Below are 24,059 nucleotides of genomic sequence, written 5' to 3'. Positions count from 1 at the left end.
TTACTCAGGACTGAGTCCTTTGGCTTTCAGCCAGTCTGGATTAAACAATTTAGACTGATAGCGAGTGCCGCTATCACAAAGCACCGTGACAATGGTGTGCCCAGGTCCCATCTCTTTGGCGAGGGCGACCGCTGCGCCCACATTGATGCCGACTGATCCCCCTAGGAACAGACCATCTTGTCTTAACAGCTGATAAATGACCCGTAGCGCTTCGGGGTCATCCACTTGAATGGCATCATCGATGGGAGCCCCTTCCAAATTAGCGGTGACCCGGCTATTGCCAATGCCCTCGGTAACCGAATTGCCTTCCGGCTTAATTTCTCCGGTTTTGACATAGCTATAGAGACCGCTCCCCATGGGGTCTGCCAAAATCGTTTTGAGATTGGGGTTTTGCTCTTTGAGATAGAGGGCTACTCCGGCATAGGTGCCGCCGGTCCCCGTGGAGGTGACCCAGACATCGATCTTGCCATCGGTCTGCTGCCAGATTTCGGGGCCGGTGCCCTCATAGTGGGCGAGACGATTGGCCAAATTGTCGAATTGGTTGGCCCAAACCGCATTGTCTAGTTCATCAGCGATGCGGCCCGAGAGTTTGACATAGTTATTGGGATCTCGATAAGGTACCGCTGGTACGGCTCGCACTTCTGCTCCCAATAGCCGTAACGCGTCCATCTTCTCTTGGGACTGGGTTTCGGGAATCACGATTAAACATTTGTAGCCCTTGGCATTGCAGATATGGGCCAGGCCAATCCCGGTATTGCCTGCCGTTCCTTCCACCACTGTGCCGCCGGGTTTGAGCACCCCTCTTTTTTCGGCGTCATTGATCATAAACAAAGCGGCCCGATCCTTAACGGACCCCCCCGGATTTAAGAACTCAGCTTTGCCCAAAATTTCGCAGCCGGTTTGCTCACTGAAACTATTGAGGCGAATGAGGGGAGTGTTGCCAACTGCGCCGACAAAGCCGTGTTTAATGTCCATGGTCGCGGAAAAGATTTACATATTTGCCTATCTTCCCACGACATGTCCGGCTGTGACCAAGGGGTATGGCTCTGCTGTCCCAGGGTTTCCCAAAATTGAGAAATTCCCCAAACTGATGGTGCAAAGGGTCTGCTGTGTATGTTACGCTAATAAACCGTCGGCGCTTGATGAAAGCTAACGTATCAGCTACTTTCACTAACCGACCAATTGGCTCAGTAGCTCAGTGGTTAGAGCAGGGGACTCATAAGCCCAAGGTCGCAAGTTCAAATCTCGCCTGAGCCATTTATCGAATTTGGAGTATCTGAAGGCTCACAAAGGAGACAGCCTTCGGTATAAGCTAGCGTAGATTGTCGGTGTGTGAGTTTGTGACAGCCTCTCTTTACCCTTCGGCTAGGCAGCACAAAGACACCTACTCTGCATTTTTCGCTGATTTGGATGTGATCTACTGCTCCAGATTCAATGAGGGGCGTGATCTGTCCGCAACCTGTAAGGGATTGAACTCCTATTTAATGTCGTAATGAATTCAACATGGCCCCTCGAAAACGTGACTTACCCACTAAGATTTGCCCCGTTTGTGGATTGCCATTTACCTGGCGCAAGAAATGGCGCAATTGTTGGGACGATGTTATTTACTGTTCTGAGAAATGTCGCAGAAATCGTAAGTCATCGTCTTAACGCAAGGTTTTTTTATGTATTGAGAAAGTTAGGAGGCGTAACAGACTCGGCTGAGTCCTAGAATGCTAAAGATCCTGGATTCAATGTCTTGGAGCTGTTCAAAGGTGCTGGCGTAGAGGCTGTTTTGGCTGCGGAGATGCTGGTGGACTTTGACCAGCAGTTCTAGTTCACTCATCATCCGAGTGGTCTCTGACTCATTTGGGTAGAGACTGGCAATAACTCGATTGATATCGGCGGTGGTATTAGCTATCAGCTGAGTAGCTTGTGCAACGGCGGATTGGAGTTCCTGGCCATGTTGTTTGATCAACTGACGAATGTAATAACCTGTGGTGGCTAAAAGTTGGTGTTGAGGCATCATGCTAATCAGTCCTGTAGAGATGGATGAAGACGAGATGGAGCCTGAGACAGGCTACTGGTGCGTTCTGATCGTGATGGGGACTTTTGTGATGTTCTGAGTATTGCAGGGTCAGTTTTTTGTTCTTGTCTGATTCTGCGTTTAAGTTGTATAAGTTCTGTCCTCCATTGCTGACGCTCATATCAAAAGTCTGCAAAAAATCCTGAATCCGTCGATGCTCTTCGGCAATTTCCTTAAAATATTGACTATAGAACGTCCGTTGCAGGTGATTTTAGTTTGATTCGATGCCAAAAATGATGCAGATTGATCCTGCCGAGATCATTGCGGGGTACCGTCAAGGCTATTTTCTGATGGATAACGGTGATGGGTTGGGATGGTATTCCAGTCAGACCCGAACGATTATGCCTTTGGATGAACGGTTTCGCTACCCAAAATCCCTCCGTCGGAGTCTGAACCAAAACCGATTTACCTCAGCCATCAATCGCGATTTTTTTGGGGTAGTTGAAGGCTGTGCCAATCGTGACTCGACCTGGATTTCTGATGAACTGAAGATGATCTATTTATTGTTGTATAAGGCCGGGTGGGCATTTAGCTTTGAAACTTGGCAAGATGATCAGCTGGCAGGCGGCATTCTCGGATTAGTGATTGGTGGGGTATTTATTGGTGAATCGATGTTTTTCCACATCTCCGAGGGTTCTAAAGTTGCGATGGTGATGTTGGTGAATCATTTGCGATCGCAACAATTTACCTTGTTCGATGTTCAGATTATCAATCCCCATTTGGAGCGATTTGGGGCTTACACCATTTCTGAGCAAGAGTATCAGCAGCAGCTTCAAGCTGCGATTCAGCTGCGGCGGGCTTTTAAGACTGGTTCCTAGAAGACAGCGATCTTAAATGTGGGGTTTTGTCCTGAATAACACCCAAACTTAGGTGTCGTTTTCATAACATTGCAGGAACCCCCTGCATCACCTTTCGTCAAAACGGGAATGGGATTTTATTGACACGGGGAATACACAGTTCAACCTGTTCAATCCAATCCTAAAAAAGGTGTTAGAAACATGTTTAGTGCTCCTCAGCGTGCAGTGGCTGTCGCTTGTCTAACTTCAGTAATCGCCGTTGCCCCTGTTCCTATGCGCTCTGCCTTTGCTCAGTCCCAATTTACGGACGTCAGTAGCAATTGGGCTCAACCTTTTATTGATACCCTTGCTCAAAAAAATATAATTAGTGGTTTTCCCGATGGCTCCTTCCGACCTGACCAACCCGTGACTCGGGCTCAGTTTGCTGCCATTGTCCGCCAAGCTTTTAAGTCTCCTGCTACTCGCCCTTCACGCCCTTTTAAGGATGTGAGCTATGGTTACTGGGCTTCTCCAGCCATTGACTATGCTTACACTACAGGGTTCTTATCAGGCTATACCAACGGCTCCTTCCAGCCAGATCAAGAGATCCCTAAGGTACAAGCGTTGGTAGCCATTGCCAGTGGATTAAAGATTCAACCCGTGGGGTCAGTGGATAGCACCTTGCTCCGCTTCTACGATGCAGCCCAAATTCCCAACTATGCTAAACCGGGGGTTGCTGCGGCAACGCAACGTAATATTCCTGTGAATTATCCGAATGCGGCTACCTTAAATCCGAATCAACAAGCCACTCGGGCCGATATTGCTGCCTATATTTATCAAGCATTAGTGAGTCAGGGACGTTTGGCTCCCATTGGCAGTAATTTCCCCGCCTCACAATATATTGTTCAGGGCGGTTCTCTCCCGGCGACACCCTCAGAAGCCGGTACTGGAACTTTAGCGGTAGGGACTAAGCTTCCCGTTCAGTTAGAAGGAGCAGAACCCGGTGCCAATCTCGTGATGACTGTGGGCGAAAATGTGGAAACCACGTTTGTCGTCGCAGAAGATGTGGTCAATACCAACCAACAGGTTGTTATCCCCGAAGGCAGTAAGATTGTCGGTCGTTTCCAGCCCTTTGAAGTAAACAAGACCTTAGTGACTCAGTTCACGGCCAGTAAATTAATGATTGGCAATACACCCTATACCGTTAATGCGTCTTCTGTCCCCATTGCCGCCCGCAAAAAGAGTTCCCTGAGCATTGCGGACTTAACTGGAAGTATCACCACTCTGGCAGCTTCAGCCGCTTTGGATTCCGCTATTAGTGGGAATGTGCGATTTGGTTCCTTAGTGCCTGGGATTATCCAGACTGGGCAAACCATAGGCAAACAGGTGATCGGCAAATCCGATACCAGTGATGAGGTCATTCTTGTGGAACCCGATCTGATGGGATTAAAGCTCAATGCTGATTTTGAGTTTTTACCGGGGTCAACCACAGCCTTTGTGGATCCTAATTCTGCCAATCTATATCAGGTGGATTCAGGGACAAAGGTCGATCTGGTGGCTCAAACAGACAATGCCAGATACGTTATGGTTCCCGGTGAAACGGTTCCCGTGGCGCTAAAAACGGGGCGTTCTATCTATAACCGCCAAAATGAAGTTCTTGTGCCAGAAGGGAGTCTGATTCGTGGCCAGATCGTACCGATGACGGTGAATGGCAAAGAAGGAGCCCAATTTGTGGCTAATGAAATTATGATTGGCACCCAAACGTATCCTATTACTGCTGCTTCAGCAGTAATTTCTCCCTCTTCCTTGCAGTCTTTAAGCCCAGCTGATTTTCAAGGGAATGTGATTGCTTCTCCAGAAGCGAGCCAATCTCTTCGCGGTGTCAGTTCAACGGGCGAGCAGCAGTCAGGTGGCCTATTAGGCCTGAGCAGTCTGATTGGTGGAAGCGGGTCCGGTAAAAAGGTGATTTTATTTAACCCCACATCGGTACAGATGGAGTTTCGCGCTCCTTTGAGCTTAAATAATTTCAATAACTAGAAGTAATGGGCTGCCCAGGTTGCCTCAATCAGGGGCAAGCCCTGTAGGGGGTTGGGCAGCTACCTTGTCAAGATTTTCATAATTGAGGATTGGCTTTGTCAGGGCTTATCTGCATCGCAAATAATGCAGATAAGCCCTGTATTCTTTTTGGGAAAAGGGTTTAAGGCTATTGGCGAGCAGTAATGTAAGGGACATTCAATCTTGCAGAATGTTAACTTATATTATAAATTATAATTATTTATAACCGATTTCTCACCTTGTTCACCTTGTCAGCATGGGCTGAAGCAACTCCTATGGATGTTGTTAAGGTGTCGTTCGTTTTTGCGCTTATCAACTTCTTTTTAAAATAGTCTGGAGATTTAGGTCCCTTGGGTAGGCAACATAAAATTTTGATTGTTGACGACGAAGCAACGATTCGTCGGATTTTGGCAACCCGTCTATCGATGGTGGGATATGAAATTGTGGTTGCTGCTGATGGGATAGAGGCACTTGAGCAATTTGAAGCTGAAAAACCTGATTTGATTGTGTTAGATGTGATGATGCCCCGCATGAATGGGCTGCAGGTTTGCCAGACCTTACGAGAATCAACGGGCGTTCCCATTATTATGCTGACGGCTCTAGGAGAAGTGAGCGATCGCATCAAGGGATTGGAATTAGGGGCAGACGACTATTTACCCAAGCCTTTTTCCCCTAAGGAGTTAGAAAGCAGAATTCAGGCTATTTTACGGCGAACTGTTCCCGGTAAAGGCAAAGCAGGAGCTGGCCATGCCGCAGAGCAGGTAATTATGGAAATAGGGCCGTTGCGGATTGAAACCCATAAGCGACAAGTTTACTTGCATGGCCAAAGAATTCAACTGACTGGCATCGAATTTGATGTTCTCAAGCTATTAGTCTCCAAGGCGGGTCAGACCGTCTCCCGCTCCGATATTTTGCAGCAAGTGTGGGGATACTCTGCTAACCACTATGCCGATTTGCGAGTGGTCGATGTGAATGTCTCCCGGCTGCGCTCCAAGATTGGTGATAGCTCTAAACAACCCGAGTACATTCATACGGACTGGGGGATTGGCTATTTTTTCCAAAAAATGAGAAAAAAATCTCCTGAACAAGTGATGTGTTAGAAGGATTTGATATCCTGTTTTTCTGTCGTACCGAGTAGGGTGTGATGGACTTTTCTTTGAATACCTAAAAACAGTTTTTAAAATGGACAGCTCTGTTTTGGGGATGAATCTTTCAGCGCATTTCTGCCCCTAGGAATTATCTTGAAGGCCTTAATGGGCTTGGCTATACTGGATAAACTAGCTTGAAACAAGGAGAGCTGATTTTGAACGGGCTCGAAACCCTTGAGTTGATCGGCAAAGGCTTCTAAGAACGAACAAAGGTTTGTTATCCTAGGCAAAATTCATTAAAAATTTCGGAGTTAAGGAATTGCAATTATGGCGCTGAGAGATCAAGTCAAAGACGAAGAAACTCAAGCTAGTATTGCTGCAGATTGTGCTCAACTTATGGATCAGCAAGTCGCAGCAAAAACAGGAATTTCGGGTCTAGCCTTGAAGACCGCTTATAAAGCGCTAAAGGGAATCGGTCCAGGATACATTCCACGGGCTCTCAAAAGTTTAGTACCTCAAGCTTTAGACGCCTTAGATCCCATGTGGACCGCAGGAGTACAAGCCGGAAACCCAGTAGAGCATCTGAGCCAAAACTCTGCGGAGACCGCAGATGTTTTATTAGGGGTGACGGATAATAAGTTGAGTGTCGCGAAGAATAAGATCGTGATTGCCACCTATAAAAAAGTCCGAAAGTCCGTGAAAGGCGATGTGGAAGCAGCGGTGCCTGGCTTAGCCGAGATTCTTGGTAATTACGCTCATAATTAGGTTGGCTCCATTTCATACCTATTAATTGCTTCATACCTATTGATTGAAGAGGGTGAGTAGATGTATCCCTCTGCTGGATTAGGTGCTCAGCCCCTTATGTCATTCACCCAGGCCGGGTTGGATAAACCTAAATGATCTTCCTCTACTCGTTGGTCGCATTGATCCCTATTGCAACAGTGTTCTTGTTGTTAGTAGTGGCTCGGCGGCCTGCGAGTCAAGCCATGCCTTTGTCTTATCTACTGGAGTCTGGCAAAACTGCTTGATTGGCCATCAAAGACCACACCGTAGTAAATTCAGGCCATTAACCATCGTGTTTGCCCAAAGGTGTAGTCATTCTAAAAAGCATCATCCATCCAGACCAGGCTCTAAAACAGTACCTCTCACACTTGAGCATCCCGTTATCTAAACCTCAACAGCAGCATGTGCTGCGTATTGTTGAAGGATTGATTGTGGGCAATGGCCGCAAAACCCTTAGCCACTTGTATGCTCAGTGGGTTGATGCTCCAGATGCCAGTGCAGTGGCTGACTTTTTACGAGTGAGTACCTGGTCTGAGCAATCTCTCGACAAACGCCTTGGGGAAATCAACCTGGCCGATGTCATAGAGCGCGTGCAGCGAGGAGGAAGTTCTCCTGTGGTGTATGTGAGTATTGATGACTCGACCAGTAGCAAAGATAAGGATACCCATGCCTTGGAAGGGGTGGATTGGCAGCATGACCACAATGCCAGTGGTCGCAATACTCCCAAGTACAAGAAAGGGATGGTGCATGTGAGTTGTCGGGTTCAAATTGGCAACCACAGTGTTCCCTTCGCCTATCGGCTCTATTTACGGGCAAAAACGGTTCGCAACTTGAACCGGGGACGTGCCAAGGAGGAGCGATTGCGCTTCCAAACCAAGTATCAACTGGTCCGGGAGATGCTTCAGCAGCTCCAGCCTCTATTACCCAAAGAATGGCGGGTGTACGTTTTATTCGATAGCTGGTATGCCTCCGCCAAACTACTCAAGTTTGTTCGGCGGCAAGGCAAGCGATGGTTTGTTTGGGCGCTATCAAATCCAATCGCATTCTTGATGGCAAGCGTCTGAGTCAATGGAACAAAGACCTCAAGCACAAACACTACGACTCAGTTGAGTTAAAACAGTGACAGGCTCAAAGCACACCTACCTAACGCGCTCGATTACGGGCCGATTAAATGAGGTGCCTTTTGACGTCTGTGTGGTCATCTCCAAGCGGCACCCTCGGGATTCTCACCCGAAGTATTACCTGTGCACAGACACCTCATTGTCTGCGGCCAAAATACTGAAACGCTACTCAAAGCGCTGGTCCATTGAAACAGATTATTGGTATCTCAAGCAATGTTTGGGATTGGGGGAGTTTCGCGTCCAACACTATGAAGCGATTCACAAGTGGTACTCTTTGGTGCATTTAGCGTTGCATTTTTGTATGCTCAACTGCGCTGTTCTCAACAGAGGGATGATCCATTCATTTCAATTGCCCAAGTGATTGAACATCACCGACAGCAACAGGCTCAAGCGGTCTTAATGGCTGCTTGTGAGCAGGCCATCACGGATGGCAATACGCAAGGAGTCGTGAAGCGCTTCATTCTACCAACTCGGATTGCAGCCTAATGGCTTGAGAAACATTAGCTGAATTCGAGTTACTGCTCTGAGGCACACACTTCAGAGTAGGTTACCGCCTGTTCTGGCGGTAATGAAAGGAGGCTGAACTTTGATGAAATTTGCCAGACTCCAGTTATCTAGTGACGGTTGGTATTGCTTTGGGGGTTTGGCGGGTTCCTGGGGTAGAAGTGGCCGCCTCTAGTCTTCAGGGCTTGGTGGCCGCGGCTGAGATTCTGTATATCGTTTTCGGCGCAATTTTGCTGCTCAATACCCTACAAGAATCCGGTGCGATCGCAACCATTCGCCAAAGTTTATTAGGGATCTCCCCGGATCCTAGGGTGCAGGTGATTGTTATTGCCTGGTTGTTTGGCAGTTTTATTGAAGGGGCTTCTGGGTTTGGCACCCCTGCTGTGATTACTGTGCCGTTGTTGGTCGCCATTGGCTTTCCGGCCATGGCCGCCGTGGTGTCTGCATTAATTATTCAGAGTACGCCTTCGACCTTTGGGGCAGTGGGGACGCCGATCATTATCGGTATTGAAGCGGGCTTAGACGGTGTGCCTGCAGTCAAGCAACAGCTGGTTGAATTAGGGTTAACTCAACCTGAGTATCTGACCCTGATTGGGCGATGGGCCGGTCTGATTCATGGTGTCGTGGGGACTTTTCTGCCCCTGGTTCTCGTGATGGTACTCACGGCTGGGTTTGGGGCACGTCGATCCCTTAGGGATGGGCTAGGAGCATGGAAGTTTGCCTTGTTTGCCGGACTTGCGTTTACGATTCCCTATACCCTAACCGCTTACTTTCTGGGACCAGAATTTCCCACTTTGATTGGGGGTTTAGTGGGGTTGGGGCTGGTAATTCCCGCTGCTCGGAAGGGGCTGTTTACCCCGCAAGCCCTTTGGGAATTTCCGCCTGAATCAGAGGTCAATCTCGCCCCCTTAGTCAGCAACCCACCCAAAAGTGTTCTGACTGCTCGGCAAGCATGGTTGCCCTATGGGTTACTGGGGGTGTTTTTACTATTGTCGCGTCTGGAGTTTTTGCCCTTTCGCAGGGGACTGCAGTCTTTATCGCTAACTTGGACTAATATCTTGGGGACAGAAGTTAGTGCTGCAACACGGCCTCTCTACCTACCACCGACGGTTTTTCTCCTGGTGGTCATAATCACGTTCTATCTGCATCGGATGTCGATTCAATTGATGCAGCGAGCGGTCATGCGGACCCTGCCGATCTTGCAAAAGACAGCGCTGGCGTTGGGGTCGGCAGTTCTGATGGCCAGGGTATTTATCAACACAGGTATCAATTCAGCCGATCTAGCGAGTATGCCCCTGGCGTTAGCGGAGGGGATGGCCACCCTTGCGGGGCAATCCTGGCCGTTTTTTGCTCCCATGGTGGGGATGGTGGGGTCCTTTGTGGCGGGGAGTGTCACCGTTAGCAATATGATGTTTGCGCTCTTTCAATTTGGGGTTGCCTCCCAAATCGATGTGCCGACAGCAGTGATTTTAGGGCTGCAATGTGTGGGAGCTTCTGCAGGCAATATGATCTGTGTGTCCAATATTGTCACGGCGGAAGCGACGGTTGGTCTGGCGGGCTGTGAAGGGCTGCTGATTCGAAAAGTCTTGATGCCGACGCTGTACTATTTGATTTTTGCAGGTGTTTTAGGTGGATTAATCATCCTGTTGGTTCCAGCCTTTACCGTTAGCAGCTAGCGAAGTGGGGGTGTAAAGGCAATGCGCAGGGTTCAAGACTCACATTTTTAGGTTGAGAGTAATCCAACCATTAATCCCAAAACTGCACCGAGCGGGACTAAAAGCCAGGTTGGGGTTTTGTAGCGGATCAAAGCCACTAAGGCGAGAAGTCCAATCACCCCAGAAATGATGGAATAGAACAGGGTCGGTTGGGCCAAAGTAGTTCTAAGAAGGGGAATGGTGGCAGCTGCGATCGCACCCAGTACAGCAGGCGTAACGCCCTTTAGAAACGCCTGAATCCAGAGATTCTTGCGGGCACGGAGTAGCAATGGGGCTGCCAGCATAATAAAGGCAAAGGAGGGTGCGAAAATGGCAATGGTTGATACCAACGCCCCCAAAACCCCTGCCACCTTAAAGCCGACAAAGGCTGCCGTTAATACCACAGGACCTGGGGATAACTGACCGATAGCAACGCCATTAATAAACTCCGTTTGGGTTAACCAGTGCAACTGCTCAACTACTTCAAATTCCAGCAATGGGATAATCACTAACCCACCCCCAAAGATAAAACTACCCACTTTCAGAAAAAAGGTCGTTAGAGGCAGGAGAAACTCTCCGATCCGTTCCAGTCCCCAGAAGCTAGAGAGGGTCAGGGCATCTGCTGGTAGATGGGCCAGTAATAAAGGCATTGGCGGTATCCACCAGCTCCGTATTGGAGAATCGGTTCCTCGGGGACGGAACCATAAGAGTCCGACCAGGCCAGCCAAAATAAACTGAATCAGGATGTTAATGGTAGTGGTGAGGGTGAGGATAAAGATTGCGATCGCAATACCAATCCCCACAATATCCTTGAGGGTTTTCCTGGCCAGTTTCCAACAAAAGGCCAGAATAATAGCGATTACGACGGGGGAAACCCCCAGAAAAATATCATTAATCTGAGGCAATCCTTGGAAGCGAAAATAGCCCCAGGCTAAGGCCACCACAATTAAAAATGCAGGTGCAATAAAGCAAAAGCCGGAGACTAAGGCCCCCAACTGTCCCGCCCGAACATAGCCAATATAAATGCCCATTTGGGTTGAGGCGGGACCCGGCAGCATTTCACACACAGCCAGCCCTTCTGTGAACTGCTCTGGGGTCAGCCATTGACGACGAGCCACAGCTTCATCATTGGCCATAGCGATATGGGCTTGGGGACCGCCAAAGCCGATGGTTCCCAGTTTTAAGAAGACCTTTGCTAACTCAGCGAGGCGTTGGGTTAGGGATTGCCCAGGAGCTGGCTTGATCTCTGATTGAATCATCTGGCAATCCCACAACGAAGAGAAATACTCAAATATTTTGCTTACAGTGAGCCATCTTCACTTGTACAAGGGGCAGCTTAAATTACGGTTAATGGGGTGAAAGTTCGGTACAGTCTTAGTGCCAGGACCAAGATATCACTGAGTCGACTGGTGAACCGGTAGATCCCGGCATTAACTCCCTAGCAACTTCGACAGATTTCCCCTATGAATATTGAGCAGCTTAACGCGGACTATGGTATTGCCGATCAACTTCAGTTCAGCCTAGGTAAGGGCGATTTCCCCATCATCAAGATTAATAACGCCCATGCCCAAGCGATGATTTCTGTCTATGGGGGACAAGTCTTGTCCTACCGCCCCACCTCTGCTCCAGAAGACTTGATGTTTATGAGCGAGCAGGCCTATTACCAAACTGGAAAAGCCATTAAAGGGGGAACGCCTATATGCTGGCCCTGGTTTGGACCGGACCCCGAGGGCTTAGGACGGGCTAGCCATGGGTTTGTGCGCAATCGGTTGTGGACAGTGCAATCCACGTCTACCACTCCCAATCAAGAGACCACCGTCAAACTGGGTTTAGCGGATACATCTGAAACCCAAGGCATTTGGCCCCATTCCTTCGACCTATCCATTGAATTTACAATTGGTTCGACCCTCAAAATTGAGCTAATAACCCACAATACGGGGAAGCAGCCTTTCTCCATTACCCAGGCCCTGCACACCTATTTTCAAGTGGGGGATATTGCGCCCCTCCGGGTCAAAGGTCTGGCGGATGCTGTTTACATCGATAAAGTGGATGGGGGAGTGCAAAAACAGCAGTCCGGTGAGATTGCTATTGCCGAAGAGGTGGATCGAATTTATTTAGGGGTGTCCCCAGCATTAGTCGTTGAAGATCCAACGCTTAACCGCCGGATTGAAATTACGGCATCGGGGAGTCAAACGGCTGTGGTCTGGAATCCTTGGGTCGATAATTCTGCCAAAATGGCTGACTTAGAGGATGATGATTATCAAAAATTTGTCTGTGTAGAGACCGCAAATGCGGCGAATGAGGTGATTGAGATGCAGCCGGGGACAGCCTATAGCCTGTCTGCTGACTATCGGATAGTCCAGCTTTAAAGAGCTACGGATCGAAGCTACCCAGGAATAGGGGACATCAATCTAGCCCCTATCCCCCGGTGCGACCATTCAATTAAAGGGAATCTTCCAAAATGCGATGTTCTGGAGGAATTTTTTCAATGGCAGCCCTTTGCCGGGCATCTTTTTCAGCCTTCTGCTTGGCTTTAATACGCGCTTTGGCCGCTTTGGCTCGCATTTTTAAGGCATCGTCATTATAGTTTTTGCGAATCACCTCAGTGTTTCTTGAGGGCACAACAGTGTATTTATCTTGATCCGACATAAACAGATGAATGATGAGACAACGTAAGCGCCTGCATTATGACAGTTATTGATAGGAGTTAAAACCAAGAGAGGGGAGGTTTTAGAAAACGTAATAACTCCGTTAAAGAACTAAAGGAAAAATAGGGTAAAAAGCACATCAAATGTATAATTTGCCTGGCTTCTAGAGAATAAATGATAAATTATTGAGACGCCTCAACCCCTTTAGCTGAATATCTCTGTTATCGGCCCATGCAGCAACTTGAAAAACAGTCAGACTCGGCAAGCTGGCATGGTCGTCTAAGCTTAACCTACGAGAAAAAAGCTCACCAAACTCAGGTTCAGCAGAGCTATCATCAAGCCCCTCTCAATCTACAACGCCCTTTTTACCCTGAAGGGCCAGTTTGCCATAGCGTCATGATGCATACTGCTGGGGGCATGGTGGGCGGCGATCGTCTCTCCATTAATGTGACGCTGCAGCCCCAGGCCCATGTACTGCTGACCACAACATCTGCGGGCAAAGTCTATCGGTCTAATGGCCATGGAGCCCAACAGACGGTCCAGTGTCAGCTGGATGCTAACGCGATTCTAGAATGGCTGCCCTTGGGAACAATCGTCTTTGACCAGGCTCAGTTTCGCCAAACCTTACAGGTTGAGCTTGGCCCTGGGGCTATTTTTTGCGGATGGGATCTGACTCGATTTGGTCGCAGTGCCCGAGGGGAACGGTTTACGCAGGGGGACTGGCGATCTCATACTGAGATTTGGCAACAGGGCGCTCCCCTCTGGATTGATCGACAGTGGTTGCCGGGACAACCGGACATTTGGGAAAGCCTACATGGCTTGGCTGGTCAGCCGGTTGTTGGCAGTTTTCTTTGGGTCGGACAAGGGGTTGAACCCGATCTGGTCCAGACGGCTCGTGACCTTTGGCAGCCCACTACCGATGGGGCCGAGATGGGGGTAACGCACTTACCCCTTGGGTTGGTTTGCCGATATCGTGGTCCCTCTAGTCAAGCGGCCCGTCAATGGTTTATACAGGTGTGGAATCTGTTGCGATCCACCCATTTGGGACGCCCAGCCTGTCCTCCCCGTGTTTGGCCACTCTAAAACGAGGTAACCCATGCAGCTCACTCCCCAGGAAAAAGATAAATTGCTCGTGTTTACCGCGGCACTGTTAGCAGAACGGCGGAAGGACCGAGGCATAAAGCTCAATTACCCTGAGGCAGTGGCCTATATTACGGCGGGTATTTTGGAAGGGGCTCGGGAGGGACGCACCGTTGCTGAATTGATGAGCTTTGGCACGACCTTGCTGAGTCGTACAGACGTGATGGATGGCATTCCGGAGATGATTCCTGAGGTCCAGGTGGAAGCGACGTTTCCGGATGGAACCAAACTAGTAACGGTTCACCATCCCATTACTTAAATTGGCACGAGACTGAGAACGAGGGGGATAATGCCCAATCAAGGGGGATGGAAACGTTGGATCAGCGTCATGGTTTGCTGGTGGCTGCTTCTGAGTGGGCCAGCCTTTGGGTTTGTTACGGACAATGCCCTAACGAACAATACACCTAACAATTTTGCAGATGATCTCCAAGATGCGGCTCGGTGGAGTAATGTGCCAGGTTCCGTATTGTCTAATGTGCGGGGACTGGGGGAGGGATTGGAATATGCGATCGCATCCGACTTTTGCCCCCAAATCATTCCCCTCTTTCAAGATCGCCAACCGCCCACCTGTGCCCAAATCGAAGGGGAGATTCAGAGCGCTTTAGATCACTGGGGAGAGAATCATACCGTCCTTAACTTTACGCCAGTGACCGCCAGCCTAGCCGCCCAAATCCCCCCGGATGGTGCTCGGGAACCGTGGCGAGGATTTGGGGCAGAGATTGATCTGTTTGTCCGGAGTCCAGAAGACTATCCCCTCGTCGCTAACTTTGGGGCTTACACTAGCTTTTGGTTCACCAATGAAAACCCCATTGGTCTGCAAGGACAGCCGGTTCCAGGCAAAACGATTACCAGTGCTGATATTGTTTTCAATAATCGCAGCTGCTACTTTTGGGATACCCAAGCCCCGATTGCTGGCTGTAATCACTTTGAGTCTTTGTTGATTCATGAGGTGGGGCATGCCTTGGCGCTAGATCACCCCAATGAATTTCCCCAACGTAACTTTGATACGGACCCAATTCCCGGCAATGTGATGGCCATTGATTGTCAGCAGCCGACAAAGACCCTAAAGTTGGTCTCCCAAATTGATACGGTGGCCATCATGAATAGCAGTTTGGGGGATGCTGCTAAGCCGCTACCGCAGCTCAGTCCTGATGATTTGGGCGGTCGGAATTTCCTCTACCCCCTCTGCCAAACCGTGAGTTCTGTTAACCTCTCTAGTACTAGGCCGAACCCTTGGCAGCTATTTGGTCTCTTGCTGGTGATCAGTTTTTCAGGAGTGTTTGGGATTGCGGCGATCCGGCAGCGGTTAGAAAAGCAGCGTCGCCAACAACGCCGAAAATGATTTTGAATTGAAGTTCTAGACCTATGGGAAAAAGTACCGTACAGTGGCTAGCAAGTGTACTCCGGTCAGACCCATCATGATACCTGGCGAACTCTTTCCTGAAACAGGCGATATTGAACTGAATGCAGGGCGGGCAACGGTGAAGGTGGCCGTTGCGAACACCGGAGATCGTCCCGTGCAGGTGGGGTCTCATTTTCACTTTTATGAAGTGAATCCAGCTTTAGAGTTTGATCGAGCGCAAGTTAAGGGAATGCGATTAGATATTCCTGCCGGAACGGCCGTACGTTTTGAGCCGGGGGACCAGCGAGAGGTCACTTTGGTTCCCTTAGTCGGGCAGCGACAAGTGTTTGGCTTTAATGGAAAAATCCAAGGTGCTTTATAATTCTTTTGGGCGAAATACCTGTTTTTGGACTAGCGTTTTTATTTAGTGAATTCTTTCTCTGGAATTATATCTTGATAGATTTTTTGGGGAGAATTTCTAAATCTAAAAACCGTAAAATTTTCGAGTTAAACAGTTTGTTGATAGAGAAAAATAAGATTGGGGAATGATTCGTCATTCTCTGGAGCAGATGCTTTCATGATTGTGATGTATGGGGCATCCTGATTAGAAAGGTGCATTGTTAAGGAGCCTGTTCCAAATGGAGCCTGCTATCTCCCAAAACTTACCCCAGTACAAAATTTTGCATGTTTTGTACGAGAGTCAGCGAACGCGAGTCTACCAAGGGATAAGAGTAGCAGATCAGTTGTCTGTGGTCATCAAAACCACGACTCAGCCTTTACACTTCTCAGAACATGTTGCGTTTCGCAATCAGTATACGATTGGTCAAAATCTCAAGCACCCTAGCATTATTCAGATGCTCAGCTTGGAATATTTTGACAGCACTTATGCCTTGATTATGGAGGATATGCAAGGAGTTTCTTTGATAAAATTCCTTGAGTTGAAGATTTCCATTGCCGATGGATTACGCATTGCTCTGCAGTTAGCAGATGCCCTCCATTATTTGTGTCAGCAACGGGTGATTCACAAGGATATTAAGCCTGCAAACATTATTATTCACCCTGAAAGTAAGCAGGTTAAGCTAACGGATTTTGGCATGGCTTCCTTGTTGCCAAAGGAAATCCAGGGCATCAAAAATCTCAATACCTTAGAAGGCACGTTGGCTTATCTGGCCCCTGAACAGACGGGGCGTATGAATCGAGGGGTGGATTATCGGGCCGATTTCTATGGCCTAGGCGTCACCCTATATGAGTTGCTGACGGGGCAGCTACCGTTTCCTTCTACAGACGTGATGGAACTGGTACATTGCCATATTGCTAAAGCTCCCAAACCGCTTCATGAGATTAATCCTCAGGTTCCCGTTCAGGTTTCAGATATCGTCCTGAAGCTATTGGCGAAAAATGCCGAAGATCGCTATCAAAGTGCGTTGGGCTTAAAGCATGATTTGGACCGTTGCCTGATTCAGTTGAATGAACAGGGCGTCGTTGAACCGTTTGAACTGGGCATGCGAGATCGGTGCGATCGCATCTTGATACCCGAAAAACTCTATGGGCGTGAAGCTGAAGTCCAAACCTTGCTGGATGCCTTTGAGCGAGTGGCTCAGGGTGCTTCAGAACTCCTGATGGTTGCTGGTTCCTCGGGGATTGGGAAAACGGCGGTTATCAGCGAAGTTCACAAACCCATTACTTGCCAAAATGGTTACTTTATTCAGGGCAAGTTTGATCAGTTTAATCGTAATATTCCTTTCTCGGCCTTTGGGCAAGCGTTTCAAAGTTTGATTGACCAGCTACTGGGTGAATCGGATACGGCTTTGGCAGATTGGAAAGTCAAAATTTTAAGCGTTTTAAGAGAGAACGCTCAGGTTTTGATCGACGTCATTCCTAACTTAGAACAAATCATAGGAGCACAACCTGCGGTGCCTGAACTTTCAGGTTTGGCTGCGCAGAATCGTTTTAATTTACTGCTTGGCAAATTTATTCAACTTTTTGCCAGGGCAGAGCATCCCCTAGTGATTTTTTTGGATGATTTGCAGTGGGCTGATTCAGCATCTTTGAGCTTGCTAACGCTGTTGTTTGATGGGTCAGAGTCAAGCCATCTATTAGTGCTGGGAGCTTATCGAGAAAACGAAGTGTTTCCAGCCCATCCCCTCATGCTGACGTTGCAGGGGCTACAAGAACGAGGGAGTATCCTGGATACATTGCCCCTAGGACCATTGGCCGAATTTGATGTCAATCAGTTTGTGGCAGATACGTTGTTATGTGGAGCTGATATTGCCACACCGCTATCCCAACTGATATATCAAAAAACGGGCGGAAATCCGTTTTTCACAATTCAATTTTTACTTGAGCTATACGATCAGCACAGTATTTCTTTTGATAGCGATGCGGGCCATTGGCTCTGTGACATTACCAAGGTTCAACAGCTGGCTCTAACAGATGATGTTGTGGACTTCTTGATCGAAAGATTAAGGCAGTTACCCGATACGACCCAAAAAATACTCAATCTTGCTGCTTGTTTAGGGGATGCATTTGATTTATCTACCTTAGCGATTATTACTCAGCAAACCCAAACAAGTCTGGCCGATAGTCTGTGGCCGAGCTTGCAGATGGGGTTAGTCATCCCGAAAAATAATACGTACAAATTCTTTCAAGGCACGTTGCAGAATCAGTCCTCGTCAACGGTTTGTGTTGCCTATGAATTTCTGCATGATCGCGTTCAGCAAGCAGCCTATGAGTTGGCCTGTAACGAGCAAGATGGGCAATCCCTCAGACTTAAGATTGCCCGCAAACTCTTGCAAAAACATTGCTTTGAAGCGGACCAACGGCGGCTGTTTCTGATTGTTGAGAACTATAACTGTGGTTCATCCATTCTTACAACCCCTGAGGAGCAAAAGCTCCTTTTTTCGCTGAATCTCCAGGCCGGTCACCAAGCGCTGTTTACCCTTGCCTATGACGCTGCAAGCCTCTATTTCACCAAAGCGAGGGCTCTTTATGACGACTACGCCATCACGAATAGGGACTTAAAGTTCCAGCTGTATAGAGCCTCGATTGAGGCTGAATACCTCAATAGTCGGTGGGACAAAGCGACAGAGCTATTAGAGACGCTTCCTTTATCTCAGCTCAGTGAGCATCAACAGCTTCAGATCTCGGCCCTCACGATTCGGGTGTGGGTTGCTCAACAGCGGTTTGGGGAAGCACTGGATAGGGGCGTGTCTGTTCTAGCCAGTCAAGGCGTACACCTCGTTAGCCCAGCCGAGAATGATCGCATTAAAGCCCAGCTGCTCACGATTCAACTTGAGAAGATTCCATTGATGGATCGTGGCATCATTCTGAAGATGGGACTTTTGCTAGAGATGTGTAGTTCTGCTATCTTCACCAATCCCCCTCTATTCTTCCAAATTATCCTGACATTGGTGGATCTTTCCCAGCAATTTGGTTATTCGGAGCAGTCGGCCTTTGGGTTTGCGAATTACGGCATGCTGTTAGGCAATATGGAGGATTATGCGACGGCCTATAAAGCTGGTCAAGTCTCTCAAGTATTGCTGAAACACTTTAATAGCAAGCTTTTTCGTACCAAGGTTGATATGGTTCACTTTTCCTATGTGGCGTCCATTCAAACCCCTTTACGAGACTGTTTGCAGCCTCTGATCGAAGGCTATCAAAACGGTTTAGATATTGGTGACTTAGAATTTGCAGGATATTGTGCCAATAACTATTGCACCTACCTCTGGATGAGTGGCAAACCTCTCGATCAGATCCTAGACCTTCAAAAAACCTACGTTAATTGGCTCCAATCTAAAAAACTGTATTTTTCCTGGGCCTATGTCCAGTTTTGGCATCTGTTGTCTCTTAATCTCTCAGGACACTCCAGTATCGTCACGGAGTTTAAGTCTGAAGACTTTGATGAATCTGTGGTCATTGCTCAACTGGAAGCTGTCCAAGCAGGGACAGGATTATATGCTTATTATCTAGCGAAAGGTATTTTATTTGCCTATTTGAGCTTATGGGAAAAAGCTGATAGCGCTTTTCAGAAAGCTGCGACCTATCAATCATCCATTGCTGGCTATCAGGCAAAGTTGCTGCCCTTTTATCAGGCAATAACGGCTGCCAATCTCGATTCTGAGTCTACCCACACCTGCATAAACACAGCCAAGAACTTTTTGGCTGTATTAGCCCAGTGTGCTTCCGAAAACTTTCAGCATAAATATCAACTGGTGTTGGCTGAGCAGCATCGTTTGGCGCAGAATTATGCTGAGGCGATTACCTGCTACGAAGCGGCGATTCAGGGGGCGAAAGAGAATCAATATCTCCAGGACGAAGCCCTTGCCAATGAGCTAGCGGCTAAGTTTTTTCTCAACTGGGGCAAAGACAAGATTGCTGCAGTCTATATGCAAGACGCTTATGGTTGCTATACCCGTTGGGGTGCTAAAGCGAAAACGGATGCACTTGAGCAGGGTTACCCCGAATTACTCCAACCGATTCTTCAACCTAGTCTTCAGCCCATTAATCCTTTGGACTCCATCGCGAGTTTTACTGGGATTAATCTTTCGATTCATTCTTCTGCTTCTGTTCATTCCAACTCCCGTATTAATACAGCTTTTGACTTAACTACCCTTCTCAAAAGTAGCCAAGCGCTTTCTGAAGGTCTAAATCTGGATGAACTGCTAGAGCGACTAGCACCAATGATGCTGCAAAACTCTGGTGCCGATCGGCTGGCACTTTTGCTGCCTGAACCAGAGGGGAGCTGGCAGATTCGAGCCATTGCTACCCCTGAGAATACTGATTTATCTTCTATCCCGTTTGCTAATGCTTCCGATTTACCGGCTCAACTGATTCAATATGTCAAAAATACCCACGAAGCGCTGGCCGTTGATGATCTAAGGACTGACTTGCCGATCATAGACGATTATCTTCAGAAACATCAGCCTCGGAGCGTTCTGTGCTTACCGATTCTGCATCAAGGCCACCTCAACGGTTTACTTTATTTGCAAAATCAATCTGCGGCGGGGGTATTTACGCACGATCGCATCACTGTTCTTAATTTTCTCTGTACTCAAGCTGCGATCGCATTAGCCAATGCCCGACTATTTCAGACACTAGAGCAACATGTGGATGAGCGGACGAAAGCACTCCAGAACAATAAACATATCTTGGAAAACCTCCTGTTCAGCACTGGGTCAGTGACGGGAGAAGCCGTGTTTCCCACTCTGGCAGAGCAAATGGCAAACGCTTTGCAATGCGCCCATGTTTTGATATCCCAAATTCGGGGAGAAACCTTAGAAACCTTAGCTTGGTATACCAATAACCAGTTACAGGCAAAATTGACCTATCCAAGGGCCCATACCCCTTGTGAAACATCAATTCAGCAGGGCAATTATCACTGTCCTTGTGGGGTACAGGAAGCCTTTCCCCTTGACCCTGATTTAGTCGAGATGGGGGTCGATAGTTATCTGGGTACTGCCTTGAAAGATCGTACAGGGCAAGTGATTGGGGTGATTTGCATATTAGACTATGAGACCATTGAGAATATAGAATTTGCTCGCATGGTGCTGCAAGTCTTTGGAGAGCGCGCAGCAGCAGAGCTAGAGCGTCAGCAAGCGCAACAGGCATTAGAACAGCTTAACCAGGACTTGGAAGAACGGGTCCGCGATCGCACCGCCCAATTAGCTGCATCAGAACAGCGTTTGCAAACCTTATTTAATCAAGCCGCCGATGCCGTCCTTTTGTTGGCAGAAGGAGGGGTTATTGATTGCAATCAAGCCGCTATTGATCTGTTCGGATATGCCCACAAAGCTGAAATCATCGGGCTGCAGCCTTCCGAAATTTCACCGGAGCGACAAGCTGACAGTCAACGCTCCTTGGAGAAGTCACAGTCAATGATGCAAGAAGCATTACAAAGGGGGAGTTCCCGCTTTGAGTGGCTTCATCAACGCGCCAATGGAGAACCCTTTTGGGCAGAAGTGACCTTGACGCCGATTCAATATCAGGAAGAAATGATCTTCCACAGTATTGTCCGAGATATTAGCGATCGCAAGGCCGCTGAAATCTCTTTGCGAGAAAGTGAGGCGAAATTCCGTAACCTGCTCTCCAATCTTGACGGTGCGGTCTACCGTAGTCAGTATGATGCTGATTGGACCCTAGAGTTTGTCAGTGATGCCATTGCTGACTTATCTGGTTATCCTGCGGCTGACTTTATTTATAACCGACATCGTAGCTACGCCAGCATTATTCACCCTGATGATGTTGAACGGGTGGATCAGATTGCAGCCAAAGCCGTTGCTGCTCGACAGTCGTTCTCAATGGAGTATCGCATCCTTCATCGAGATGGTTCGATCCGCTGGGTCACTGAAAAGGGAAAAGGCATTTTTAATGAATCAAATCAATGCCTATATTTTGAAGGAGTGATTTTTGACATTAGTGATCGCAAACAAATGGAGACAGCCCTCCATTTGAGTGAAGCCCGTGCAAAAGCAACGTTTGAGCAAGCAGCCGTGGGGTTCTTAGAGGTTGATATTAGCACCCAGCAATGTGTCCGCGTGAACGACCATTTTTGCCAGCTCATCGGTTATTCCCGCGCTGAACTTCTGGGGATGTCGGTGATTGAGTTTACTCATCCTGACGATATCCCTGAGTCTAAAGCAAAGCTCAAACAGCTTTATGCCCAGGAGATTGAGGATTTCACTTTGGAAAAACGCTATCTGCACAAAGATGGCACCTATTTTTGGTCTGAAACAACGGTCTTTTTGGTGGATTTGCAAGATGGTGAAGCCATTTATAGCGTTGGTTTAGTGCAGGATATCAGCGAGAAAAAGCGATTAGAAGCTGAGCACGAGCAGGCGGAGGCCAACTCTCGCCTACTGGCCTCCGTCGTTGAATCTACGGATGATGCCATTATTACCAAGACCCTTGATGGCACCATCACTAGTTGGAACCAATCGGCCACTAACCTATTTGGCTATACCGAGGCTGAAGCAATGGGCCAGCCTATTCTGATGCTGTTCCCTCCAGATCGGTATAAGGAGGAGGTCAAGATTATTGCTCGTCTTAAGAATAAGGAGTGTATTGAGCACTTTGAAACGATTCGGCTCCACAAAATGGGGTATCCCATTGATATCTCAGTAACTATTTCTCCTTTAATTGACCGTCAAGGTGAAGTGATCGGTGCCTCTAAAATTGTGCGAGATATTCGCGAACGCAAAGTAAGAGAGCAGGAGCTTATTCTCACAAAGTTTGCCCTTGAAAATACAGAAATTGGAATTTTTTGGATCAACTCAGATGGCCAGTTTATTAGTGTCAATGAGTCCGCCTGTATTCGCTTAGGCTATGATCCAGATGAGCTGTGTAATCTTTGCGTTTGGGATATTACGCCTGGTTTTTTTGCGGAAGATTGGTCAGATCACTGGACTGAAATTAGCAAAAAAGGCTACTCAAGATTTGAGGTTTTTCATCAAGCAAAAGATAAAACGATTTTCCCTGTGGAAATCATGAGTAACTACATTGAGTATCAGGGGATCAGGGTAAGCGCAAGAAAAATGAGGCGTTAATATGCTATGGAACTCCATTGTGTTAAAAGGGTTTCCCATGGCTACAGGTTTCAGCAAGACCCCTTCCTCACCAGCTTCCACTGATTCATCCTCGCCACTCCTGCCTGCTACGGATTGCGATCAGGCTTATGAGCAACTGACCGAGTGCTTTGAAGAGTTAACTGATCCACGGGGAGGCCAAGGTGTGCAGCATCCGTTTGTCAGTATCGTCGTGATCGGACTATTGGCCAGTTTAGGTGGCGCACAGGGATGGGAAGACATTGAAACCTATGGTATGAGTCATCAGAGTTGGTTGTCGAGTTTTCTGAGCTTACCGTCCGGGATACCGACAGCAGACACCTATCGACGAGTGTTTGAGCGTATTAGCCCCGCTGCCTTTGAGCGGAGTTTCCAGAACTGGCTGGATCATGTGGTGACGGCCCTCGGCGCTCAAGTGATCCCGATTGATGGCAAACAACTCAGAGGCTCTTATGACCGCAATCAAGACCAATCTGCCTTGCATCTGGTCAGTGCTTGGGCCAGTGAGTATCGATTGTTTCTGGGACAGGTCAAAGTCGAGGACAAGAGCAATGAAATTACGGCGATCCCAGCCCTTTTAGAGCTGTTAGACATTGCCGGGTGCATTATCACCATTGATGCGATGGGGACTCAGCACGAGATTGCCTGTCGCATTCAGGCCAAAGGCGCAGACTATGTACTGGCCCTCAAAGAGAATCATCCCACGCTGTTTGAGCAGGTTGAGCAATGGTTTGAAACGGCTGAAGCGAATGAGTTTAAGGGCATTGAGTACAGCTATGATGTGCGGGTGGAAGCCGGACACCATCGTCGCGAGAAACGACAAGTTTGGGCGGTGTCCCTTCAAAAAATGGGTCCTCTGTACAAGCAGGCGCAGTGGAAGGGCTTGCAAAGCATCGTCAAGGTCGCTCGGACCCGCCACTTGTGGAACAAAACCACCTATGAGGTGATGTTTTACATCAGTTCTCTACCGCCCATTGCTCAGCAGTTGGGCAAAGCCATCCGCCAGCATTGGTCGATTGAGAACCAACTCCACTGGGTCTTAGATGTGACCTTTGGCGAAGATGCCAGCCGTATCCGCACAGGACATGCGCCGGAAAACATGGCCATCCTGAAGCGCTGGAGCATCAACCTCCTGAATCAAGAAACGTCCTTTAAGAAAAGTACCCGTCAAAAACTAAAACGGGCGAGCATGGATGAAGCGTATATGCTCAAAGTTCTAGGTGCTTCTATTCCTTTACAGTCTAGCCTTTCAGAGGCTTGATTTTCTTGCGCTGCCCCTGATCA

The 24,059-nt window shown here is 48.2% G+C and carries 20 protein-coding genes and 1 tRNA gene; 17 read left to right on the top strand and 4 right to left on the bottom strand.

The window, feature by feature from the left end; genetic code table 11:
* Positions 1–975: a cysteine synthase A gene (locus ON05_RS04965; RefSeq protein WP_010477627.1), complete on the bottom strand. Its 975-nt coding sequence runs from the start codon at positions 973–975 to the stop codon at positions 1–3.
* 209 nt (positions 976–1,184) lie between these two features.
* Between ON05_RS04965 and ON05_RS04960 the strand changes: the two genes are divergently transcribed.
* Both ON05_RS04960 and ON05_RS04955 read left to right on the top strand, forming a co-directional pair.
* Positions 1,185–1,257, top strand: a tRNA-Met gene (locus tag ON05_RS04960).
* Positions 1,258–1,503: 246 nt separating this feature from the next.
* Positions 1,504–1,650: a DUF2256 domain-containing protein gene (locus tag ON05_RS04955; RefSeq protein WP_010477625.1), complete on the top strand. Its 147-nt coding sequence runs from the start codon at positions 1,504–1,506 to the stop codon at positions 1,648–1,650.
* Positions 1,651–1,678: 28 nt separating this feature from the next.
* Here ON05_RS04955 and ON05_RS04950 read toward each other — a convergent pair whose 3' ends face one another.
* A complete protein-coding gene (locus ON05_RS04950; protein ID WP_010477623.1) occupies positions 1,679–2,008 on the bottom strand; it encodes a hypothetical protein in 330 nt (109 codons plus the stop codon).
* 293 nt (positions 2,009–2,301) lie between these two features.
* Here ON05_RS04950 and aat point away from each other — a divergent pair, with 293 nt between their 5' ends.
* The 8 genes from aat to ON05_RS04910 all read left to right on the top strand — a co-directional run bounded on the left by aat (position 2,302) and on the right by ON05_RS04910 (position 10,068).
* Positions 2,302–2,883, top strand: coding sequence for a leucyl/phenylalanyl-tRNA--protein transferase (gene aat / locus ON05_RS04945; protein WP_029315483.1), 582 nt, complete (start codon positions 2,302–2,304; stop codon positions 2,881–2,883).
* A gap of 180 nt (positions 2,884–3,063) precedes the next feature.
* Complete coding sequence (locus ON05_RS04940) at positions 3,064–4,878, top strand: S-layer homology domain-containing protein (RefSeq protein ID WP_010477620.1); 1,815 nt, start codon at positions 3,064–3,066, stop codon at positions 4,876–4,878.
* 368 nt (positions 4,879–5,246) lie between these two features.
* Positions 5,247–5,996: a response regulator transcription factor RpaB gene (gene rpaB, locus ON05_RS04935; protein WP_029315482.1), complete on the top strand. Its 750-nt coding sequence runs from the start codon at positions 5,247–5,249 to the stop codon at positions 5,994–5,996.
* A 315-nt stretch (positions 5,997–6,311) separates the two neighbouring features.
* A complete protein-coding gene (locus ON05_RS04930) occupies positions 6,312–6,749 on the top strand; it encodes a DUF6918 family protein (RefSeq protein WP_010477618.1) in 438 nt (145 codons plus the stop codon).
* A gap of 314 nt (positions 6,750–7,063) precedes the next feature.
* Positions 7,064–7,831, top strand: a complete 768-nt coding sequence (locus ON05_RS04925; protein ID WP_262561215.1) for a transposase — start codon at positions 7,064–7,066, stop codon at positions 7,829–7,831.
* 55 nt (positions 7,832–7,886) lie between these two features.
* The gene (locus ON05_RS04920) at positions 7,887–8,249 is read left to right on the top strand and encodes a hypothetical protein (protein WP_262561214.1); all 363 of its coding nucleotides are present in this window, start codon (positions 7,887–7,889) and stop codon (positions 8,247–8,249) included.
* Positions 8,246–8,374: a hypothetical protein gene (locus ON05_RS04915; protein WP_262561213.1), complete on the top strand. Its 129-nt coding sequence runs from the start codon at positions 8,246–8,248 to the stop codon at positions 8,372–8,374. Before ON05_RS04920 ends, ON05_RS04915 begins: the two co-directional genes overlap by 4 nt.
* Positions 8,375–8,484: 110 nt before the next feature.
* Positions 8,485–10,068, top strand: a complete 1,584-nt coding sequence (locus ON05_RS04910; RefSeq protein WP_262561212.1) for an L-lactate permease — start codon at positions 8,485–8,487, stop codon at positions 10,066–10,068.
* A 47-nt stretch (positions 10,069–10,115) separates the two neighbouring features.
* Here ON05_RS04910 and chrA read toward each other — a convergent pair whose 3' ends face one another.
* Positions 10,116–11,345 (bottom strand): chromate efflux transporter, encoded by a 1,230-nt coding sequence (chrA, locus tag ON05_RS04905; protein ID WP_010477616.1) that lies wholly within the window; start codon positions 11,343–11,345, stop codon positions 10,116–10,118.
* Positions 11,346–11,549: 204 nt separating this feature from the next.
* On the opposite strand from chrA, the gene ON05_RS04900 reads away from it, so the two are divergent.
* A complete protein-coding gene (locus ON05_RS04900; RefSeq protein ID WP_010477614.1) occupies positions 11,550–12,455 on the top strand; it encodes a D-hexose-6-phosphate mutarotase in 906 nt (301 codons plus the stop codon).
* Between the two features lie 73 nt (positions 12,456–12,528).
* On the opposite strand, the gene ON05_RS04895 is transcribed toward ON05_RS04900, so the two are convergent.
* Complete coding sequence (locus ON05_RS04895) at positions 12,529–12,735, bottom strand: hypothetical protein (RefSeq protein ID WP_010477613.1); 207 nt, start codon at positions 12,733–12,735, stop codon at positions 12,529–12,531.
* Between the two features lie 230 nt (positions 12,736–12,965).
* Between ON05_RS04895 and ON05_RS04890 the strand changes: the two genes are divergently transcribed.
* From ON05_RS04890 to ON05_RS04865, 6 genes are all read left to right on the top strand, one after another.
* Positions 12,966–13,817, top strand: a complete 852-nt coding sequence (locus ON05_RS04890) for an urease accessory protein UreD (RefSeq protein WP_010477612.1) — start codon at positions 12,966–12,968, stop codon at positions 13,815–13,817.
* A gap of 13 nt (positions 13,818–13,830) precedes the next feature.
* The gene (gene ureA, locus ON05_RS04885) at positions 13,831–14,133 is read left to right on the top strand and encodes an urease subunit gamma (protein ID WP_010477611.1); all 303 of its coding nucleotides are present in this window, start codon (positions 13,831–13,833) and stop codon (positions 14,131–14,133) included.
* A 30-nt stretch (positions 14,134–14,163) separates the two neighbouring features.
* Positions 14,164–15,216 (top strand): hypothetical protein, encoded by a 1,053-nt coding sequence (locus tag ON05_RS04880; protein ID WP_010477610.1) that lies wholly within the window; start codon positions 14,164–14,166, stop codon positions 15,214–15,216.
* Positions 15,217–15,292: 76 nt separating this feature from the next.
* Positions 15,293–15,598, top strand: coding sequence for an urease subunit beta (locus ON05_RS04875; RefSeq protein WP_010477609.1), 306 nt, complete (start codon positions 15,293–15,295; stop codon positions 15,596–15,598).
* 256 nt (positions 15,599–15,854) lie between these two features.
* Positions 15,855–22,757: a PAS domain S-box protein gene (locus tag ON05_RS04870; protein ID WP_010477606.1), complete on the top strand. Its 6,903-nt coding sequence runs from the start codon at positions 15,855–15,857 to the stop codon at positions 22,755–22,757.
* A 37-nt stretch (positions 22,758–22,794) separates the two neighbouring features.
* Positions 22,795–24,036, top strand: coding sequence for an ISAs1 family transposase (locus tag ON05_RS04865; protein ID WP_039778929.1), 1,242 nt, complete (start codon positions 22,795–22,797; stop codon positions 24,034–24,036).
* Positions 24,037–24,059 lie beyond the last annotated feature (23 nt).

It is taken from the genome of Acaryochloris sp. CCMEE 5410, from assembly GCF_000238775.2.
Lineage (GTDB): Bacteria > Cyanobacteriota > Cyanobacteriia > Thermosynechococcales > Thermosynechococcaceae > Acaryochloris.
This window is presented reverse-complemented; position numbering and strand designations above follow the sequence as displayed.

Bases quoted from the DNA above. Each gene is read 5' to 3' on its own strand.
- ON05_RS04955 (WP_010477625.1), top strand. From the start codon at position 1,504: ATGGCCCCTCGAAAACGTGACTTACCCACTAAGATTTGCCCCGTTTGT.
- ON05_RS04950 (WP_010477623.1), bottom strand. From the start codon at position 2,008: ATGATGCCTCAACACCAACTTTTAGCCACCACAGGTTATTACATTCGT.
- ON05_RS04880 (WP_010477610.1), top strand. From the start codon at position 14,164: ATGCCCAATCAAGGGGGATGGAAACGTTGGATCAGCGTCATGGTTTGC.
- ON05_RS04940 (WP_010477620.1), top strand. From the start codon at position 3,064: ATGTTTAGTGCTCCTCAGCGTGCAGTGGCTGTCGCTTGTCTAACTTCA.
- aat (WP_029315483.1), top strand. From the start codon at position 2,302: ATGCAGATTGATCCTGCCGAGATCATTGCGGGGTACCGTCAAGGCTAT.
- chrA (WP_010477616.1), bottom strand. From the start codon at position 11,345: ATGATTCAATCAGAGATCAAGCCAGCTCCTGGGCAATCCCTAACCCAA.
- ureA (WP_010477611.1), top strand. From the start codon at position 13,831: ATGCAGCTCACTCCCCAGGAAAAAGATAAATTGCTCGTGTTTACCGCG.
- ON05_RS04865 (WP_039778929.1), top strand. From the start codon at position 22,795: ATGGCTACAGGTTTCAGCAAGACCCCTTCCTCACCAGCTTCCACTGAT.
- ON05_RS04890 (WP_010477612.1), top strand. From the start codon at position 12,966: ATGCAGCAACTTGAAAAACAGTCAGACTCGGCAAGCTGGCATGGTCGT.
- ON05_RS04875 (WP_010477609.1), top strand. From the start codon at position 15,293: ATGATACCTGGCGAACTCTTTCCTGAAACAGGCGATATTGAACTGAAT.
- ON05_RS04895 (WP_010477613.1), bottom strand. From the start codon at position 12,735: ATGTCGGATCAAGATAAATACACTGTTGTGCCCTCAAGAAACACTGAG.
- ON05_RS04870 (WP_010477606.1), top strand. From the start codon at position 15,855: ATGGAGCCTGCTATCTCCCAAAACTTACCCCAGTACAAAATTTTGCAT.
- ON05_RS04965 (WP_010477627.1), bottom strand. From the start codon at position 975: ATGGACATTAAACACGGCTTTGTCGGCGCAGTTGGCAACACTCCCCTC.
- ON05_RS04930 (WP_010477618.1), top strand. From the start codon at position 6,312: ATGGCGCTGAGAGATCAAGTCAAAGACGAAGAAACTCAAGCTAGTATT.
- ON05_RS04900 (WP_010477614.1), top strand. From the start codon at position 11,550: ATGAATATTGAGCAGCTTAACGCGGACTATGGTATTGCCGATCAACTT.